General features: G+C 62.7%; 7 protein-coding genes. 3 read left to right on the top strand and 4 right to left on the bottom strand.

Annotated elements, in window-relative coordinates; all coding sequences use genetic code 11:
• Positions 1-6: 6 nt before the first annotated feature.
• On the bottom strand, positions 7-2535 hold the full coding sequence (locus AC1A0G_RS07450) for a prolyl oligopeptidase family serine peptidase (RefSeq protein WP_476528593.1): 2529 nt from the start codon (positions 2533-2535) through the stop codon (positions 7-9).
• A gap of 1366 nt (positions 2536-3901) precedes the next feature.
• Here AC1A0G_RS07450 and AC1A0G_RS07445 point away from each other — a divergent pair.
• Together AC1A0G_RS07445 and AC1A0G_RS07440 are read left to right on the top strand one after the other, a co-directional pair.
• Positions 3902-4291 carry a type II toxin-antitoxin system Phd/YefM family antitoxin gene (locus tag AC1A0G_RS07445; RefSeq protein WP_476528564.1) on the top strand — a complete coding sequence of 130 codons (390 nt, stop codon included), beginning with the start codon at positions 3902-3904 and terminating at the stop codon, positions 4289-4291.
• Positions 4291-4545, top strand: a complete 255-nt coding sequence (locus AC1A0G_RS07440) for a Txe/YoeB family addiction module toxin (RefSeq protein ID WP_476528563.1) — start codon at positions 4291-4293, stop codon at positions 4543-4545. Before AC1A0G_RS07445 ends, AC1A0G_RS07440 begins: the two co-directional genes overlap by 1 nt.
• A gap of 199 nt (positions 4546-4744) precedes the next feature.
• On the opposite strand, the gene AC1A0G_RS07435 is transcribed toward AC1A0G_RS07440, so the two are convergent.
• Positions 4745-6277 carry an MFS transporter gene (locus AC1A0G_RS07435; protein ID WP_476528591.1) on the bottom strand — a complete coding sequence of 511 codons (1533 nt, stop codon included), beginning with the start codon at positions 6275-6277 and terminating at the stop codon, positions 4745-4747.
• Between the two features lie 364 nt (positions 6278-6641).
• Here AC1A0G_RS07435 and rlmB point away from each other — a divergent pair, with 364 nt between their 5' ends.
• The gene (rlmB, locus tag AC1A0G_RS07430) at positions 6642-7640 is read left to right on the top strand and encodes a 23S rRNA (guanosine(2251)-2'-O)-methyltransferase RlmB (protein ID WP_476528562.1); all 999 of its coding nucleotides are present in this window, start codon (positions 6642-6644) and stop codon (positions 7638-7640) included.
• 472 nt (positions 7641-8112) lie between these two features.
• Here rlmB and AC1A0G_RS07425 read toward each other — a convergent pair whose 3' ends face one another.
• Together AC1A0G_RS07425 and AC1A0G_RS07420 are read right to left on the bottom strand one after the other, a co-directional pair.
• Entirely contained in the window at positions 8113-12492 is a 4380-nt protein-coding gene (locus AC1A0G_RS07425) for an InlB B-repeat-containing protein (protein ID WP_476528561.1), read from the bottom strand.
• Positions 12493-12695: 203 nt separating this feature from the next.
• Positions 12696-20000 (bottom strand): Cna B-type domain-containing protein, encoded by a 7305-nt coding sequence (locus tag AC1A0G_RS07420; protein ID WP_476528560.1) that lies wholly within the window; start codon positions 19998-20000, stop codon positions 12696-12698.
• Positions 20001-20341 lie beyond the last annotated feature (341 nt).

Raw genomic sequence — 20341 nt, 5'->3', positions numbered from 1 at the left:
TGAGAACTAGCGCAGGTCGAGGGCGTCGCGCAGGAAGTCGCGCTGGAGAGTGAGCAGGTTCTCGGCCACCGTCTCGTCGTTGGTCATGTGCGTGATGCCCGTGAGCGGCAGGTAGGTGTGCGGGCGGCCGGCGGACATGAGCGCCTGGCTCAGTCGCAGGCTGTGTGCGATGGTGACGTTGTCATCGGCGAAGCCGTGGATGAGCATGAGCGCACGATGCAGTTTCGGCGCATCCTGCACGATGCCGTTGTACGCGTACACCTCGGGGTTGAGGCCGAGATAGCGCTCGGTGTAATGCGTGTCGTACAGCGTCCAGTCGGTGGGCGGGGCGCCGGCGCAACCGGCCTTGAACACGTCGGGGGCGTCGAGCACGGCGAGCGCGGAGAGGAAGCCGCCGTACGACCAGCCGATCATGCATACCTTGTCAAGGTCGGGTGCGGGGATGGCAGGACAGCCGGCGGCGCTGCCGGCACGCAGCGACTCGTCGGCATTGAGCGCGGCGATCGCGTCCGGCAGCGCATGCACGGCCTCGACCTGATCGGCCAGCGTCACGTCCTTCATGTTCTCGAAGATCTCGCGATCCCACTTCGGCCCGCGGCCGGTCGTGCCGCGGCCATCCGCCGTCACCACGAGGAAGCCCTGATCGGCCCACCACTGCGCCTCCCAGTACATGTACTGGTTCGCGATGACCTGCTGGAATCCCGGACCGCCGTACGGCTTCATGAGCACCGGCAGTTTCTCGGCGCGCGCGTACGGGCTACTGGCGCTCGGCGCGATGATGGCAGTGTACAGGCGGTGTTCGCCGAGCCGCGTGAACGTGACGTTCGCGGTGAAGCCCGGTTCGGCGGCGTGGTTCGCGATTTCGAAGCGGCTGGCGGACTGCGGGGTTGCGTTCGGATCGCCGAGGTCGATCGTTTCGTGCCACATCTGCGACTTGAGATGGGTCATGTCGTGGCCGGAGACGACGATGCCGCGCGGGCCGCGCGATGCGGTCCACGCGCCGGGAGCGGTGGTGACCGGCGTGACCGTGCCATCGTATGCAATGCGCACCACGTCGAAGCTGCGGGCGTCGTGGCCGCCGACCAGTCGTTCGTCGGCGTCGCTGTCGGCCCATGCGGCCGGCACATCAGGTGCGAGATCGGGCTCGCGCTGCACGCGTACGAGGACGTCGCGATCGGTCGCGTCGAGCAGGTCGCGCACGTTCCAGCCGGCCGGCGTGAACGGTCGACCGTCGACCGTCAGCCGGTTCGTGTCCGTGTCCATATCGTTGAGCGGGCAGATCAGTCGGCCGTCCGGAGCGAACGTTGGCGTGCCGTGCACCAGATCGATCCACTGGTCGTTGTGATGTGTTTCGAGCACGCGCGTCGCACCGGACTGCGCGCCGTCGAGCGTGACCGCGAGCACCTGATCGTTGCGCTGGCAACGATCCTGCACGAGCACGATCAGATCGTGGCCCTTGCTCCAGTTGACGGCGGCAATGTATTCGTAGGTCTTGCGATCCCACTTGACGGACGTGCCGGTGATGCCGGAGTAGCGACCGTTGTCATCGAAGGACAGCTCGGCGACGGTCAGATGGGTGTCGGCGTTGCGCGTGAGGGCGCGCGGGTAGTGGCGGCCGTCCGCGGGCTGGTCGGGGTTGGCGGGGTCGCTGATGTACCACATCGGTTCGGGGGACATGTCGAACGACTCGAAGAGGATGTGGTGTGAGTCCGGCCCCCACCAGAAGCCGTCGTAGCGGTCCATTTCCTCGCCGGCGACGAACTCGGCGAGGCCGATTTTCCACGTATTCTCGCCATCGTTGTCATCGCACACGCTCCAGATCGAACCGATCCGGTCGCCGGCTGCCGTCTCGCCGTCGTCCGCGGCGATCGTGCCTTCCAGCAACGCGGCCTCTGCATCGTCCGCGGCGACGAACACGCCGTCGTTGAGTTCGCCGGCCGGCTGGTCGGCGGCGGCCTGCGCGGCTTCCCAGTCGGCGATGTCGATGAGGATGAGGTGCTCGCCGGTCGTGTACAGCACGTGCTTGCCGTCCGGGCTGATACGCGGGTTGAGGACCGGGCCGTAGATCCACTGGTCGTCAGTGTCGAGCTGGGGTGCGGCGAGCTGGCGCGTGCGGGCGGCCGGAGCGCCATCGGGCGCGTCGAGGATTTCGGTGAGGAACAGGCGGCCGTTGATCGTGAAGACCACGCGGCGGCCGGCCGAGTCGACCGAGTAGCTCACGATGCCCATGCCGCCTTCGCGGGCGCGTTCGCGGCGGGCCTTCTCCTCGGCCGGCACGTCCTCGGAATCCGCGTCGGCCAGGAGGTCGCGCGGGTCGGCAAGCTTGATCTCGCGATGAGTGCCGTCCGGGGAGATCACGCTCAGCCACAGCGCGGTCACGAGGTCTTCGGGGCCGTCCGAGCGCAGGAACAGGGCGTGGGTGCCGTCGCCGATCACCTGCGCGGACCGTGGTGCGCCGCAGCCGAAGCGCAGCGTACGGGCGCGCAGTTTCGGGAACGCGGCGATCGCGTCATTGACGGCATCCGCACCATTGATATTCGCCGCGGTGCCATTGACGGTATTATCGGCATTCGTCGCAGCGCCGTTGTTGACGCCATCATTGACATTCGTTGCGATGCCGCTTTTGGCATCGCTCACAGCAGTATCTTCACTCATACCGCGCCACATTACCCCGCCGCCCGCACACCCACGTTAACGATCACCACTCCGTAAGATCACCGCGCATGACGGATATGAGAGTTGACGCCTTTGCTGGGACGAATATGCTCATCAAGCACCCCTACTAGCAAAAACACCACGCGAGAGAGGTCAGAGAGACTATTGGCGTGATATCCGGGATAGCAGGGATCGCATACCAGCAAAAACACCACGCAAATCGGTCTGTCTACGTGATATTCGGGCGAGTAAGACACCGCTACTATCCCAAACATCACGCAACGGAGGTAGTTGGCGTGATATCCGGGATAGCAAGACGCAGTTACCAGCAGAAACATCACGCGAAGAAACCGTGACGCACAGATTCAGCCGGGGCAACCAGGACGCCGTGCCACGCAGTGGACTCGTTGACGCGAGATATAGCAGACAGCCGGAGAACCCATGTCACGCCCGGGCGGAATCGCAGAGTTTCGCCAAGGTGTGACAGCGATTTTGTCATGCTCTGCGCGTTCAGCCGAAAAAAGCCAGTGCGTGACAACGCCAGCAAGCACCAAAACCGCAGAATTCCACCAATCGTAGCCAACCGCCAGAAACCAGCCCACTCCCCTGCTTGGCACACAACACAAAAAACACGCCAAACCCCAAAAGCGTGACAACATTCCCCACCACACCCGGCCAAATCCCAAGTCACGTGCCAAGGCGTGACAACCATGCGAGTTGAGCACCTTTACTGGCGATAACACTACGCAACCAACCCGCCACGTGGCATCCCGGCGAGTAGGACGCCGCTACTAGCAGAAATATCACGCGCACCAACTTATTCGCGTGATATTCGGGCGAGTAAGACACGGGTACTATCCCAAACATCACGCAACGGAGGTAGTTGGCGTGATATTCGAGATAGCAAGGATTGCCTAGTAGCAAAAACATCACGCCGAAGGGCCAGGCTCCCACTGCCCGCATCACACGCAGAAATGCGAGCGCTCAGCCTGGCCGACGACGGCACGGCATCGCACATAAACACAATCGCCAATGAGGGCGGCGCGGAGTTATCCACAAAATCGGGCAGCACCGGACACTGAGTTATCCACAACAAATGTGGACAGGCACGCCGAATGTGGATAACTCCAACCGTTCGACCACATACCCCGGTTTGGCTTGCGCGGAAGAACCGCATCGGATACGGTCAGGCTCACCTCAGATATCACCAAGGCGCCACCACAAGCAGAACCACAAAGGAGCGATCATGACCACCACAACCATCTACGAGTCACCAGCCACTGGCAGCAGGCCATCACTCCACGCACTCGAACAAATAGTACAATATCCTGTACAATCACTATTGCCACCGCGAATGGAGATCAATATGGTGCAGGCAGTGTCGTACAGCGCGTTCCGCAACAATCTCAAGTCATACATGCGCAAGGTCAACGAAGATGCCGACATGCTGCTGGTCACCAATGTCAATCCGGAAGACAACGTGATCGTCATGAGCGTCAACGACTACGACTCTCTCATGGAATCAGCGCGAGTGGCACAAAACTCGTATCTGCGCAACAAGATCGCACGCGGCATCGCGCAAGTCGAGCAGGGCGGCGGAACGCAGCACGATCTCGTCGAACCGGAGGATGAGTGATGCTGCTGTGCTGGACGGACGACGCATGGAACGACTATCTATACTGGCAGTCGCAGGACAAACGAACACTCAAACGCATCAACACACTCATCAGAGACATACAGCGCGACCCGTTCGCAGGCATCGGCAAGCCGGAACCGCTTAAGTGGATATTCAACAACGCCTGGTCGCGTCGCATCGACGCAGCAAACCGGCTGATATACACGGTCGACGGCGACCGACTCTGCATCCTGTCTGCAAAAGACCACTACTAGCTCGCTATCACCGGCGAAGCGACGCGGCTGCGCTATGCGAAACTCGAACGAGCCTGACCCACAGCACGAGTCAGCCCAAGCCGCAAGAGCAGCTGACAGCATCGGCAATGAAGTCGAGCGGACGACAGTGCGCACGCGTTGCCCCGCCGCCCGCATGTTGCTACACGCCGCGCGGACGGCGGAGCGCCGGACGAACGGGTCACCCGGCGAGGTCGGCGGCGCGTAGGTTGCGGGCGACGGCGCGTTCGCGGGCGCCCTTGGTGGCGGCGAATCCGGCGGCGACGAGCAGGAACATGATCGTGCAGCAGATCCACAGCGTGCGGCTGCCGAATCCGCCGATGATCCAGCCGCCGACCAGCGGCGCGGCACCGTTCGACAGCGACCAGACGAGGTTGTACAAGCCCTGATACGTGCCGCGCGCGTTCGCCGGCGCGAGGTTCGCGACGGTGGTCGCGGCGATCGGGAACGTGCCGAGTTCGCCGAGCGTCCACAGCACGGCCGCGATCGCGAAGCCGTGCCACGTGGTCGCGCCGATCTGGAACGCGTAGCCGACCGCGGTCATGAGCATGCCGAGCACGAGCACGCGCGTATTGCTCATGCGGTTGAACACGGCGAGCGACGGGATCTGCAGCAGGCACAGCATGCCGCCGTTGATCGTGAGCAGCACGGAATACTGGTCCGTGCCCATGCCGAGCTGCGTGAGCGCGATCGGCAGACCGCTGGTGAGCTGGAAGTACGCGATCGTATAGCAGAACATGAAGATGACCATCGACATGAACGGCCAGTCGGTGAACGCACGACGATAGTTGTCGAGCATCGAAACGGGCTGCCCTGCGGATTGATTGATGTCGGAGCCGCGATCGTTTGCATCACCGGTTGCAGTAACGTTTGCGGCATCGGCAACGTTGTCATGACGGTTGGGAAGCAGTCCGTTTTTATTATCTCGGCCAGCACGCAGTTCACTCCCGTCATCGCGACCGCAGCGCGACCCCTCTTTGTCATCTCGACCGGAGCGAAGCGGAGCGGAGAGATCTTCCGAGGCCGACGCAGCCGGATTCGGAGAAGATTTCTCGACTTCGGCTTCGCCTTCGCTCGAAATGACGGGGGACGCCGTTTCGTCTGCGTTCGGAATGACGACGGCAGCTGCGTCGCGACCGGCGAGCTTGCGAGCTTCATGGAAGAAAAGGATGAGCATCGCCGTCGCGACGACGAGGATGACGGCCTCCGCGTAGAACATCAGCGTGTACGAGATCTTGACGAGCTGGTTCGCGATGATCGGGCCGATCGCGAAGCCGAAGTTGACCGCCCACGTTTGCAGCGTGTACGCGCGTTTCTGCGCGCGCATCGGCACGACGTCGGCGATGTACGCGGCGATGGCCGGGGTCGGGATGGACGAGATCGCACCGTAAACGAGTAGCATCGCGCCCATCACGAACGGATCGTCGATGAACGACAGGATGATCAGCATGATCGCCGCGCCGATCTCACCGCTGATGATCATCGACTGGCGGCCGAACCGGTCGGACAGCGAACCGCCGAACAGGCAGCCGAAGATGCCGCCGAAACCGTACATGGAGACGATCGTGCCGGCGACGCCCGCATCGACATGCAGGTCTTTGACGAGATACATCGACATGAACGAGATGACGAAGCGCCCCATCCACAGGATCAGCAGGGCTAGCCACAGGCCCCAGAACAGCAGGGGCAGTCCGAAGATATTGCGTCGCGTCATCGATTGTTTCACGGGAAACATCCTAATAGCCAACCGTACACCGACGCGACGCGAGTCCGCGCGCCCTACTTATCCGGTCGTTTCGCCCGAAGCTCGCGTCGCCTTGCGTCATTCCAGCCGGAGCGCACTCCCCTGTCATCTCGACCGGAGCGGAGAGATCTTCCAAACGCCCACACCTTCAGGAAGATTTCTCGACTTCGGCTTCGCCTACGCTCGAAATGACAGGGGGATGCCGGCTTCGCCTACGCTCGAAATGGCAAGAGGAGCCATTACGTCTGTGCCTGAGATGACAGAAAGAATGGCCGCCACCGCGCCGAACATCGGCACACCGCGTTTGGCGCGGGGTGCTGGGAGAATGGCACCTATGGCTATTAAGAAAGGACCGACCAAGGGGTCGGGTGGAAAGCATCGTAATGCATTGCGCGGGCACGGGCCGACTCCCAAGGCCGAGGACCGCGTGTATCACAAGGCGTATCGCGAGAAGAAGATCGCGCAGCGCCGTCAGATGGCCGATCCGCGACTGGCTGCACGCCGTCGCGCGGCCAAGTTCACGTCGGATTCCGACGATCTGGTCATCGGACGCAACGCGGTGCTCGAGGCGCTGCGCGTAGGCGTGCCGAGCTCGCAGCTGTACATCGCCGCGCGCATCGAACACGACGACCGCACGCGCGAGATCGTGAAGCTGGCCGGCGCGAACGGCCTGCATCTGCTGGAGGCGGACCGTCTCGAGATGGATCGCATTGCGCACTCGTCGAACCATCAGGGCGTGGTGCTCAAGGTGCAGCCGTACCAGTATTCGTCGCTGGTCGAGCTGGCCGATCGCGCGGAGAAGAAGGCTCGCGCGATGGAGGCCGCGAACTCGGCCGCCGCGCGCATCAACGCCCGCCCGCTGTTCATCGCACTGGACGGCGTGACCGACCCGCAGAACCTCGGCGCGGTGATCCGCTCGGCTGCTGCGTTCGGCGCGAACGGCGTGATCCTGCCGGAGCGCCGTTCCGCTTCGGTGACCGCCGCGGCGTGGAAGGTGTCGGCCGGCGCGGCCGCGCACATGCCGGTGGCCCGCGTGGTGAACCTGAACAAGGCGATCGACGGCCTCAAGGAACGCGGCTACTACGTGGTCGGCCTTGACGGCGGCGGCGATAAGCTCGTAGGTGAAACCGGTTTCGAGACCGATCCGCTCGTGGTCGTGCTGGGGTCCGAAGGCAGCGGCCTGAGCCGTCTCGTGCGCGAGGCGTGCGATTCGATCGCCGGCATCCCGATCACCAACATGGTCGAATCGCTCAACGCGTCGGTCGCGGCGGGCATCAGCCTGTACGCGGTTGCGCGTGCGCGCCGCGAAGCGGCCGCCGCCGCACAGGCGTGACCTGTACTGAGAACGTGAGAGGCCGTAACTGAGTCTGTGTGACATTTCATGACTTAGTTACGGTCTTTTCATATCTGACGTCGGCTTGACTGAGTCACGCGACACCGATCCGACTCAGTTTGGGTCGTTATGGAACGAAAAGGCCGTACCTGAGTCATGGATGATGTTTGTGGACTCGGGTACGGCCGGATTGGCATTGTCGGATCTAACGTGCAGGGTATTTCACCCCCTCAGTCAGCTTCGCTGACAGCTCCCCCTTCAGGGGGAGCAATACCGTGAAGATCACGGACGCTCAGACCGATAAGGAGACAGCTCCTCAGGGGCAATGTGAAAGAAAACGGCCTCACGTTCTGACGCTTCCGGACAGCCCCCTTCAGGGGGAGCAATGTGGGAGAAAACGGCCTCACGTTCCGGCGTTGCGAACACCCGGGGAGGGACACTGGCCGAGAGGAAATCCCGGGAACCAGCGCCCCTAGTTCTTCACCTCCCAGAGGGCGTAGAGGGTGCCGTTGTGGTCGATCGGGATGATGCTCTCGAACCGCTTGGTTTCCTCGTTCCACTGGAAGCCGAAGGCGCTGCCACCGGTGAAGGCGTCGTCCTTGCCTGTGGCAAGGGCGTCGTCGCGCACGGTGGTCCAGCCCTGGAAGGTGTAGTCGCCGTACACCGGGTTAACCGTCGGCTTGAGCAGCTTCTCGCCGTCATACACCTTCTGCGGGTCCAACGTGGCGATGTCCTCGGCCGTCACGCCGTCGCCCACCGTGGGCTTCGCCCCGCCGTTCAGATCGAACTTGATCGTCCACGCCTGACCGGCCTTCTCCCACTTGGCGTAGAGGGTGAGGTCACTCTTCACCACCGTCGGTTTGGCGTCGCCCGAACCCGACTCGCCCTCGAACACGAACGGCTCGGTCAGATCGACGTCGGTGTACCAGCCTTCGAAGGTGTAGCCGTCGCGCACCGGATCGGCCGGCTTGGCCGACTTCGCCACCGCAGACCCGTTGTCCACGATCAGCGAAGCCGGAGCCTTACAACCATCGCCCGCAGCCGTGCACTCGTAGGCGAGGTTGAACGATACCGTCCACACCTGCACCCACTTGGCGTACAGCGTGAGGTCGTCCTTGCCCATCACCGAGCCCTCGAACGTGAACGGCTGCTTGCCCATCGCATCGCGAGTCCACCCGTCAAGACGGTACCCCTCGCGCGTCGGCGCGGGATCAGGCGCAAGAATCGCCTCGCCTTCCGCCACCCACTGCAGGATGTCCGACTTGACCGAAGCGGACTCATCGCCGCCCACGTTCATGCGGAACGTGACCAGATGATACGTCACGTTAGCCTCGCCCCACTTCGCGTACAGGGTCAGGTCGCCGGTCACCGGAGCATCGAAGTTGTACGGCGTGCTGCCGTCCGCGCTCGTCACCCAACCGATGAACTTCTTGCCGGTCATCGTCGGTTCGGTGTCGGGCTTGGTCGCCTTGTCACCGTACTCGACGATCTGAGCTGGGACCGCGGACCCGCCTCCCGTATCGAACGTCACGGTGTACGAGAGCTTCTCCCACACCGCGTACAGCGTGATGTCGCCGTTCACCGGAGTCGTGCCGATCGCGAAGTCCGCGATCTTGCGATCGGCACTGGTGCTCCAGCCGACCAGACGATACCCGTCCCGGCGGGGCACCTGATCGTCCGCGATCGGCGACACGGTCTCGCCGCTCTTCACGGTCTGCGGCGACACGTTCCAGTTGATGCCCGTGTCGAACGTGACCAGGTTGCCCTTGTCGTACTGCGCCCACAGCTTGAGTCGGCCGGTGACCGGTGTGTTGATGAAGTTGTACGGATGCTGGCCGGCCGCGTCGGTCGTCCATTCGCGGAAGAAGTAGCCGTCGCGCTTCGGGGTCTGGTTCTCGGCGACCGGCGTCACCTTGCCGCCGATCCGCACGGCCTGCGGGCTGACGAGCCAGTTGAATCCGGTCTCGAACGTCACGCCGACCACGCTCGGCCGCTGCGTATACACGGTCGGATCGCCGCTGACGAGCCAGATTTCCGCGGTGCCGGTTTCGTTGTTGCCGGCCGGAACATGGATGGCTGATTCGGGGATGAGTCGATCCTTGTTCTGGTATCGGTCGGGGTCGCCGAAGCCCGGGTCCTTGCCGGACCACGAGTCGCCGCCCTGCCGCAGGATGAACTTCGGCGCACGGCTGCCCGTGGTGGTCGCCTCGAGCGTGTACTTCGCGATCATGCCGTAGTCGTCGTGCGAGGTGAAGCTGCGCGCCGCGCCGGATGCCGATTCCTGCGACCACGTCCACAGGTCCCAGCCCTGCCATGTGTCCGAATCAAGATCGAACTGCTGGTAGTTGCCGTCCGCACGCATGTAGTGCACGGTGATCTCGAGCCGCTTCGGGTTCTTCACGTCGTTCGGCTGCGGGTTGGAGGTCGGATGACGGGACTCGTACGACGAATCGTATGCGTTGCCGTTCGCGCCGTCCGCGCCCTCGACCCACGATTCGATCGAACCGCGCACCTTGACGATGGCGTTGCCGTCGATATCGTTGCCGTCGCTGCTGCCGAGCACGCTCGCCGTATACGTCGCGTTCGTGCCGGTGACCGGCGTCTTGAGATCGTCCGCGGAGCCGACGATGCGGTAGTTCAGCGTCGTGTAGTCGCCGTTCAACGTGGTTTGCATGCGCTTGCCGTCGGCGTCATCGGTCGTACCGAACGGATAGTACGTTTCGGCAAGTTCATTGCCGGCCGTATCCTTGCCCCACACGACCACGCCGGCCGCACGTCCCTGCGCCGCGCCGGACGCCTTGAAATGCACGGTGAACGTGGTCCTGCTCGGCGCCACACAGGCGAACGGCATGCCGATCGTCGCGTCGTGGTTGTTCACCGCGATGATCGCGGTGCCCACGGCCGTTTCGTACAGCTTGCTGATGCCGTCCTGGTAGTCCCACGCCGCGTCGTTGCTGCCGGTCTTGCTGTTGGTGAACCGGTAGCGCACGCGTTGCGTGTTGATGTTCGGGATGGTGATCTGATACCAGCCGTCCGCACTCGAGCAGTCGCCGGACAACGTTTGCGACGACTTGGTCATCTGAACCGGTTCATCGTTGAGCAGCGCGTTGCCGGCGGCGTACTGGATGTATACGTTGTCACCCCACGAGGTGTCCGGCTTGTAGTAGATCGTCAGCGACGTGTCACCGATGCGGCCAGTGCTCGGTTGATCGTCGTAGCCGGAATCGACCGCGCCCTTGTCGCCGTAGCCGACCCACTTATTGGCGGTCATGCCGTCGTAGATCGCCACGGCCGACCGCTTGCCGATCGTCGTGGTGAATTGGCCGTTCTTGACTTCGATCTTGTCACACGTTGCGTTTGACGTGTACACGTTGCAGTACGTGCCGTCGGGCAGACTCGTCCGATACGTTTCCTCATGCTCCTGCAGCGTGTTGTTGATCGCAAGGAAACCCTTGTCGCGCTTGGCATCCGAGTCGTAACGCGAGAAGCCGATGTTGTTTGTGCCGGGGTTCTGCCAGTTCGCGGCGGACGTACCGGCGACCGCGTTGTGGAAGCCGATCATGCCGCGGATCGACGTCCAGCGCTGCTGGCACAGCCAGTCGCCTTGGTTGCGGCCGGTCAGGGACGACGCGGCCACGGCAGACGTGCCGGACGTTCCGTTGCCCGCCGCCGTGCATGCGGTGTCGAAGTCGACGTCCGGCACGCGCGTGTCGGTGGTGCCGTTCGGACCGGCGTCGCTGTTGTCGGACGTGAAGTAGTAGTCCGACAGGATCTTCGGCTTGCCGTAATCGTATGCAAGCATGAAAGCGTTCGCAAGCTCGTACTTGGAACCGGACGCATAGTTGAGCGTTTCCGAACCGCGGGCGCTATCCCAGTTCGCCACAAACACGGTGGCCTTGTCGCTCGGCAGCAGACCGTTGCTGATGTACTGCAGCTTGCTCAGGTCGCTGTTGAAATCCTGCCGCAGCTGGTACGCGTACGAAAACTCGGTCACGTCGCCGTTGACCGTGTAGTTGGTCGGCGCGAGCTCCTTGGCTTCGCCGTCGTGATAGATGACCTCCTGCTGGAACGGGATGTCGGCCGCCTTGACGTTGATCTTCGCCGCGAGACGGGCTTTGAGCGCCTTCAAATCGTTGACGTTCATGTGCTTCGCGGAGTCGATGCGGAAGCCGCGCACGCCGAGATTCCACAGTTTGGCAAGGTAGTCGGACTGCACGTTCTGCACGTGGATGGACCCGGTGTTGAGATCCCACATGGTCGACAGGCGGCACTCCTGCACTTCGGTCACATCCGTGTAGTCGGCGATGTTCGTGCGGCACGAGTGGAAGTCGCCGGACGAGAGACCGTACTGGTGGTTGTTGCCGCTTTCCTCGTACTGGTAGATGCCGTCGCCGATGTTCGGATAACGACCGTACGTGCCGTTGTACGCGCTGCCGGCCACGCCGTACTGGTCGTCGACCCATGCGACGTCGTGACCGGAGGTGTGGTTGAGCACGACGTCGGCGATGATCTGCACGCCTTGCGCGTTGCAGGTCTGGATCATGTTTTTCAGCTCGCCCTCGGTGCCGAAACGCGAGTTGAGCGAGTAGCTGATCGGCTGGTAGACCGTCCACCACTGGGTGCCCTGCACGGATTCCTCCGGCGGAGAGATCTGGATATAGCCGACGCCTTCGGGGCCGTAGGTGGCCTTGCATTCGGCGGCGATCGTGTTCCAGGACTGCTGGAACGCGATGACGGTGACGTCGGACTGGGGTTTGGTTGGGTCCTTGGCGGCGGTTTGGGCGGTGGATGCGGATGCGGAGTCATCCGCGAGCGCGGTGGATGGTGCCGCTACAGCAGTGGTAAGCGCCATTGCCGTTCCTAACAATAGGGCAAGTAGCTTTGACGCTCCCCCAGTCAGCTTCGCTGCCAGGTTCTGCAATTGCGGAGCCTGCGGCCGTCTTGCTGACTCGGCTGTCGCCTCGCCCTCGCCTGAAAACGCCGCCGGCGTTTTCTTTACGGCTCGGCCCCTCAGCCGAGGGGGCCGAGGACCAGAAATCTTGTGAGCGTTCCGAATCATCGGGAGCCTCCCTTCTTGGAGTGCTTGGTGCCGCTGACGTACTGGCGGGCGAAGAACGCGCCGCTGAGGACGATCATCGCGAAGCCGATCAGCATGGTGCGGACGATGCCATTGCCACCGGTGTTCGGCAGGGTCGGGATGATCGTGTTGGTGATCGTGTAGCCGGTGTCCTGATCGCCGGTGATGATCGGCGACTGGTAGCCGGGCAGCGCGGCGACGAGGCTGAACGATCCGTCCTTGTTCTTCGCAACCTCGCGCACGACGTAGGTCTTGTGCGCGCTCAGTTGGATCGTCTTGCCGTTCTCGTCCGTGTAGTCGCTGAACGTGTGCGACCATGCGTTGGCTTCGTTCAGCGCGACCGGGTCACCGAGCGCGATCATGTTGTCGGCCGACAGCCCGATTCTGGTCGTTGGAGTGCCGGTCTTGCAGTCGGTCGTCGAGTCGCCGGTGACCGTGTCCGCGGCGCCGAATTGGCACTGGTACAGCTGCACGTAAATGACCGGCTGGTTCTTGTCATCGACCGGCCGCTTGCCGTCCGCGTTGCCGTAGTCGTTCCACGCCTTCTGCACGCTGATGCTGGCCGTATCCGGTTGGTTCGTGTTCGTGACCGTCAGATCGTACGCGTTAACGGTCGGGGCTGCGTGTTCGTCGGCAGTAGTACCGTCACCGGTCGATTCATCGGACGATGTTGCAGTATCGATCACGATCTGATCGGTCTGTTCCGCCAATGCCTTGCCGGTGGTGTCGGTGATTGTGGCCTGGTAGTTGGCCACGCGCTGTTCGGTCACGCTGTAGCGGATCAGCTTGCCCTTGTAGTACTTCGGCAGGTTCTGGAACGTGTACGTCCACATGTCCGGGTCGGTTGTCGTCTGGGACGAGCCGGAACCATCCGTCGTACCGGAATCCGCGGCATTACCAGCCGAGTCATCAGACGCTGCGATCTTCTTCGCGTTGTCCTTGGTCAGCACGATGCAGCTGCGTCCCCAGATATCCGTGTTGGACGACTCGCACGTATCGCTTCCGGATGTGTTGTTGTACTGCGGCACGGGCCAGCCGTTGGAGCCGGTCCAGACGCTCGACAGCAGCCACAGCGTCACCGACTCGGGCCGCTGCCCGTTGAAGTCCTGCTGGTCGTTCCAGCGCTTGTTCACCGTGACGGCCACGGTTGCGGTCGTGTGCTTGTTGGTGATCGTGAACAGTTCGAACTTGCCGCTCTCGTTGCCTTTCTCACCAGCCGCAATGGCCTCGATTACGGGCGCGCAGACCTTCTTGCCATCGGCGTCGGCTGTGCCGTCAGTCTCGGCCGCCGTGCACTGGCCGTTCTCGTCGTAGCCGTTGTATCCCCTGATCGGGTCCTCGACCACGCGGAACGTGTACGGATGCCCGTCCGCGTTGTTCTTCGGCAGGTTCTCGAGCGTCCACTTCCATTCGCCGTTGCCGTTCGGCTTGAGCGTGGTGGTGATGAGCTGGTCGGAGCAAGTTTGTTCCACGGTGGTGTTGTTCGGCCCCGGCACCTTGCAGGTCGCGTCGCCGTACACGATGATGCCGATGCCGTCCGGCCGCAGGCCGTCCTGATCGTCGCCGTCGTCCCAGCGCTTGACGATTTCGATGCTGGTCGAGTCAGGCTGGTGGATGTTGGTCATCGTGAACTCGTACCCGTTCAGTCCGGGCTTCTTGCTGATCGAGTTGTGGTACTCGTCGACGTTGTCCTTGTGCGCATCGTCGGCCACGAGCTCCTCGTCCACGGTGTAGACGTACCGCTCACCCTGATCGTCCTTCGCGGGCAGATCGGTCCAATCGTGCGCCCAGTTGTTGTCGTCATTCAACGCAACGCGGTACCGGTCGGCGTTCGCCGTATCGATATCGGCCATCTTCTTGCCGTTGCGGTACAGCAGCGCATACACGGTCAGTCCCTCGCGCTTCTTGTCCTGATCGTGCCGGTCCTCCCAGCGCTTGCGCACGGACATGCTCACGTACTGCTTGACCGCGTCCTCGACGCGGATCACGTTGCCGGACTGCGCAACGCCGCCGACGGTCACCTTGCCGTTGTGCACGGTGAATTCAATCGGTTCGGCGATCAGGTCATAGCCGGCCGGAGCCTTGGTTTCCTCCAGCTTGTATGTGCCGTTCGGCAGCTGGAACGACTTCGGACCGTCCGCGCTCGACGTCCACGTCTCCTCGACGCCGTCGTTTTCGAACGTGGTGCCGGTGAGCTTGAATTCGGCGCCCGGCAGTTCGGCGGTGCCGGAGACGGCGACCTTGGAGACGGTCACGTTCGTCTCGTCCGGTTCGTCGATCATGACGACCGTGTTGTTGTCTTGTTTCTCGCCGTTGATCGTGACCGTGCCGTCGAGGTTGACGTTGAACACGATGTCGCTCGCCGGACGGTAGCCGGCCGGGGCTTCGCTTTCGTGCAACGTGTACGTGCCGGGGTTGAGCGTGATGAGCTTGTTCGTGCCGTCGGTCGTCCACGAGAAGGAATAGCTCTCGCCGGCGAGCGTGGTGCCGGTGATCGTGAGATTCGCGCCCGCGATTTCGCCGACGCCGGCGGTCAGGCTCTTCTTGGAGACGGTGACGCGACGGGTCTGGTATTCGTCGGTCATGACGATCGTGTTGCCGTCGAGCGGTTTGCCGTCGTCGCGGGTGACGGTGAGCTTGCCGGTCGTCTTGTCTTGCGTGACGGTGAACTTGATCGGATCGGCCATGCGGTAGCCGTTCGGAGCCGTGACTTCCTCCAGTGTGTAGTTGCCGGGCTTGAGCTTGACCGGCTGCGACTTGCCGGCTTCGGTCGTCCAGATGAACGTGCCCGCAGTCGTGCCGTCGGCGAGCGTGCCGGTGATGCGCATCGACGCGCCGGCGATCTCCGCGCCGCCGAAGTCGCGCTTGGAGATGTAGATCTCCTCGGACTCGGGATGGTGCGTGTTGGTCACGACGAAGCCCGCGCTCGCGCTGCCGGTGACGGCGACGGTGTACTTGGCCGGCACATCGTCTTCCTTCACCGTGTAGGAGATCGGATTGCCGTTCTCGTACTTGGGGAGGTTCTCGAACGTGGCCTTCCAGCCGTTCTGCTCGTTGAGCGTGACGGTTGTGCCGGTGGCCTTGCCGTTGGCGTACAGCTGGACCCTCACCTCGCCGGGGCGGAGCTGGTCGTCATCGTCGGCATCGTCCCAGACCTTGCCGACCGCGATCTGCGTGACGGCGGGCGTGTGCTTGTTGGTGACGCAATAGTGCGTGACCTGGTCCGGGTCGGTTGCGGTGCAGTCGACCGGCGTGCCAAGTTCATAGTCGGTCTTGTCGGCGTCGCCTTCGGCCTTCTGGTACTGCTCACGCACCTCGTAGGTCACGGCCTTGCCCTGTTCCATCACGGGCAGGTTGCTCCACTCCACGGTCAGGTCGCTGCCGACCGCGCTCGGCCGGATCACCTTGTCCTGCGCGGCCACATGGGTCGCGTCGCCGTCGCCGACCGTCTTCCACAGCTGGAACGTGACGGTGCCACGGCCACCGTCGCGGCCGTCGCCGTCGTCCCAGATCTTCGTGGCACGGATCTTCGTGGTCTTGCTGGAATCGGCCACGGTCACGACGTTCTGCTTGTCGCCGTTCACATCCGGATCGCCGGTCGCCGCGTCCTTGCCGTCGACGATCACCTTGCCGGCGTCGGTCACGACGATCGTGACCGGTTTGGCCGTCTCGTAGCCGCCCGGGGCCTGCTTCTCGGTGAGCGTGTACGTGCCGGGCGTGAGATTCTCAAATGTGTGCGACGTCTTGCCGTCGGCGTCCCACGTCTGTTTAAAGCTCGCGTCGCCGTCCTTCGTCAGCTCGAACTCGGCTCCGGCAAGCGGCGTGCCGCCCTCGTCGGTCTTGAACAGCGTGAAGCTCTTCTTGACCTGGCCCTGGTTGCTGACCGGCAGCATGTACGTCTGCAGCACGATCGGTTTGCTCGTGGCGTTGCCGTCCTTATCGGTCGATTCGACCGTCGTCATCGACTTGATCAACGGGTGACCGTCGATCGTCACGTCGTCGTAGAACCCGTCGTACGTATCGTTCTTGACGTGATCGTTGCCGGGGAACACGACGTACCACACGGTATCCGCACCAAGCTGGTAGCCGCCTTCCGGCGCGGTTTTCTCGGTGACGCGATACACGATGTCCGGGTTGAGCGCCACCGTCGGGGTGTATCCGTTCGCGGCGGAGGTCAGGTTCGAGGTGACCGTCGTGGACTTGGCCGAGTCATACGTCCACGTCTTGCCGTTCTCCTGCGATTTGGCGTCAATCGACAGCTGTTCCACCTTGAATACCGCGCCGTTCAGCGGCTTGCCGGTGTCGCCGTCCGCGTACTTGTAGATCTGCAGCGCGTTGTTCTCGGACGAGATGCCGCCGAGCGCCTTCTGCACCACGCCGGTCTGCGTTTGCGTGGACGTCGTCTCGCCCACGCCGCTGCCCTTGAGCACCACCTTGTTGGCGCCGAGGTTGCCGGTGAACGACTCCCCCGGCTTGAGCAGCACGGTCGCCTTGTATTCGATCGTGATCGCGCGGCCGTCCGGTACCTTGAACGTCGTCGTGCGAGTCGTCGGATCGTACGCGTACGACGCGCCGGCCACATCGGCCTTGGTCTTCGTATCGACGATGCGCACGCTGTCCATACGCAACGACAACGCGGCGCCCATCGTATCGGTCAGCGTGAGCGTCTCGCCCTTGTTCAGCTGGGCCGCGGTCGGGTTCACGTTGATCGAATAGTTGATGTACGGCGCGGTCGCGGCCGAATATGTGCCCTTCTTGACCAGGATCGTCGGCGGGTTGCCGTATTCGGTCGCGGTGTCCGGCAGCTGTTCTTCGCCGTCGATCGTGATCTTCGCGCTGTTGGTGTACTGATCCCACTGCGGTACGCCGATCAGGCCGTCGAACGTCGTGTCGTAGATGATGCGCAGTCCGGCGGTGGTCTGCGCGGCCTTGAACGCGGGCGTGTCCGGCATGATCGTGAACGTGACCGTGCCGTCGCCGTTGTCGGTCACAAACAGGCCGTCGACCTGCACGCCCGACGGGTCGACCGCGCGCGCCGAACCGGAGATGTAGATGTGGCGAACGGTCGTCTTGTTGGGATCGTTGTTCGGGTTGTTCGTGGGCAGCGTATCGGTGATGCTCACTGACTTCGTGCCGGACGCGATGTCATGCACGGTGAGCAGCCAGCGGAACCTGCCGCTGTTGCCGCCGGGCTGGTTGTCGGTGCCGGCTGTCGGGTCGTAATACTGGTACGTGTTGCTTTTGGTGAGGTTGTCGACCTTGTTGGTGTGGCTGGCGGTCACGTCCTTGCCCGCGAAGTTGGCGGTGTTGTAGAACGTTTCGCTGGCGCTGACGCCGTTGTTCATCACGGACTGGTACGCGATGTAGATCTTCGTGCCCTTGGCCAGCTCGTTCTTGAACGTGATCGTGAACGACTTGCGGTCCTTGGCGAGGGCGATCTTGTAGTTCGCGGACGCGTACGGCTGCTTCTGGTCCGCGTCGGTATACAGCTTGATCGAGCCGGGCTTGATCTTCTGGAAGTCGCCGGCGATCGTGCCATCCTGCTGCTTGTCGAGGGTGTCGGTGAGCACTTGGCCGGCCGGCAGCTTTTCGAGCGCGGTGAACGTGGTCAGCCAGCTCATGGTCTTGCCATCTTCTGAACTGGCGACGTACTGCTTCGCCAGATCGACGCTGTTGCGGGTCACGGTGACGGTGCCGCCGCCGGTGCCCGGGTTGCCTTCGCCTTCGCCGGGCGTCACGGTGAACGTGTTGTCGTACTTCTTGCTGTCGCCGACGCCGGGTTCAGTCTCGACTTCGGTGGTGTAGACAAGTCGGTAGAACCGGTATGCCGTTCCGTTGGCATGCTTCGGCAGCGTGGCGTCGCCGCTGGCCAGGTCCTTCCATGTCACGGTGGTGATGGTCGGATGGTTCCAATCGTCATCGATGCCTTGGATCTCGACGGTGCTGTTCGGGTCCGGCTGCTTGAGACCGTCGCCGAGGATATCCTTGATATGCGCGTCGTTCACGGTTCCGTCGCCACCGCCGATTTCGACGGTCCAGGTGATCGTGGTCTTGCCGGTCTCCGGGTCCGTTTGCGAGGAGCCGCTCTTGCGCACGTACCAGTTGGTGCTGATCTTGAGATCCTTGTTGGTCTCCTTGTCGGTCAGGTCCTCGTCGCTGTGGTAGACGACCTTGTTGTTGATGAGGTTAATCTGGCCGTTCTTGGTCGCATCGATCACGGACTTGCGGTCGATCTTCACGTAGTACTTGAGCCGCACCGTCTCGCCGTCGGCCATCTGGTCGATGTTCACGGTGAATCCGTGGTCGCTGATGCTGGTTGCCTTCCAGCCGCCGTCGTATTTCTCGGTGAGCTGGGCGTTCGTGTAGATCTCGATCGGATGATCGGCGTCGTTGAGCAGGGTGAGCAGGTCGCCCATCGTGTCTTTGAGGTTGACGTTGGTGTTGGTGCCGGTGGAGGTCACGTCGACCACGTAGTAGAAGACGGTCGGGTCGTCGGTCGAGACGGCGCCGTTCTTGATGGCCTTGATCGAGTGGACCGGGTTGACGTCGACGTCGACCGTGCCGAAGCCGGGGAATTCGAATGAGGTTTTGCCGCCTTCGGTGTCGGTGGAGGTCGACTGGCGGATGGTGCCTTCCGCGGTGACGTAGGCCTTGATGTTGCCGGTGGTGGTGTCGGAGCTGGTGTAGGTGGCGACGATCTTGCTGCCGTTGATGGTGAACGTGCCCTTTTGCACGCCGCTTTCGTCGTAGATCGGGTAGGTTTCGCCGCTTTTGAAGGTGATGCCCTTGGGCAGGTCGTAGGTGAACGTGTCGCCTTGCTTGATGCCGCCGCTGACGCCTTCGGAGTTGTTCGGCACGCTCCAGTGCAGCTCGAACTTGACGGTGTCGCCGTAGTTGACCTTCATGCCGGAGGTGTGGGGTTTGCCGCCGATCATGAGGGAGGTGGCGTCTTTGTCGACCCAGTTTTGCTGGTCGCCGCTCAGGTCGTAGGTGTTGGCGGCGTAGGCGGTGTCGGTGGTGACGATGGCGCCGACGAGGAGGGTGGCGAGGGCGACGAGGAGTGCGGCGGCGCGGATGGCCGCGGTGCGCAGGGCGGCTGTGGTTGCGGCGCGGGTGTGAGAGGGGTTGTTGTGGGATGTCTCAGTGACGGACGGGGCCGATGCCGATAGGGCCGATGCCGCAGCGCGGCGGGCAGGTCCACTTGTTGATACAGGATCTGCGAACGTGGACGCAGAGTATGTTGCACCATGGGCTGACGACGCAGGTACTGCCAATGATTGCATCGGCTTCCCATCGAAGTTACGCCAATTTCTTGCAATCGTTTGCAGAATCGATCGCCACATCTTGTGAGCCTGCCACTTCGTCATATCAGCTCCCTACAGCACCTTCTCCATTGAGCGCATGCCCAATTTCATCGTCTCCAAGGCCCACCTTTGGCCTTACCGCGTATTATACCCCCTACGCCCCCCGATTTGCAAATGTTGTCATTTGCAATACTTGCTGCAATTGCATAATCGTGCGCCATGTATTGCAAACGTAGGCATCCCGCGCCATGACCGCACGACACGCCGAACGCGACGCCCGTCTGGGCGCCGGCACCCCCGATCGCGCAAAAAGAAACCCC

The organism is Bifidobacterium sp. LH_230 (assembly GCF_056357555.1).
Note: the sequence above shows the minus strand (reverse complement) of the source record. Positions and strands in the feature narration are given on the sequence as shown.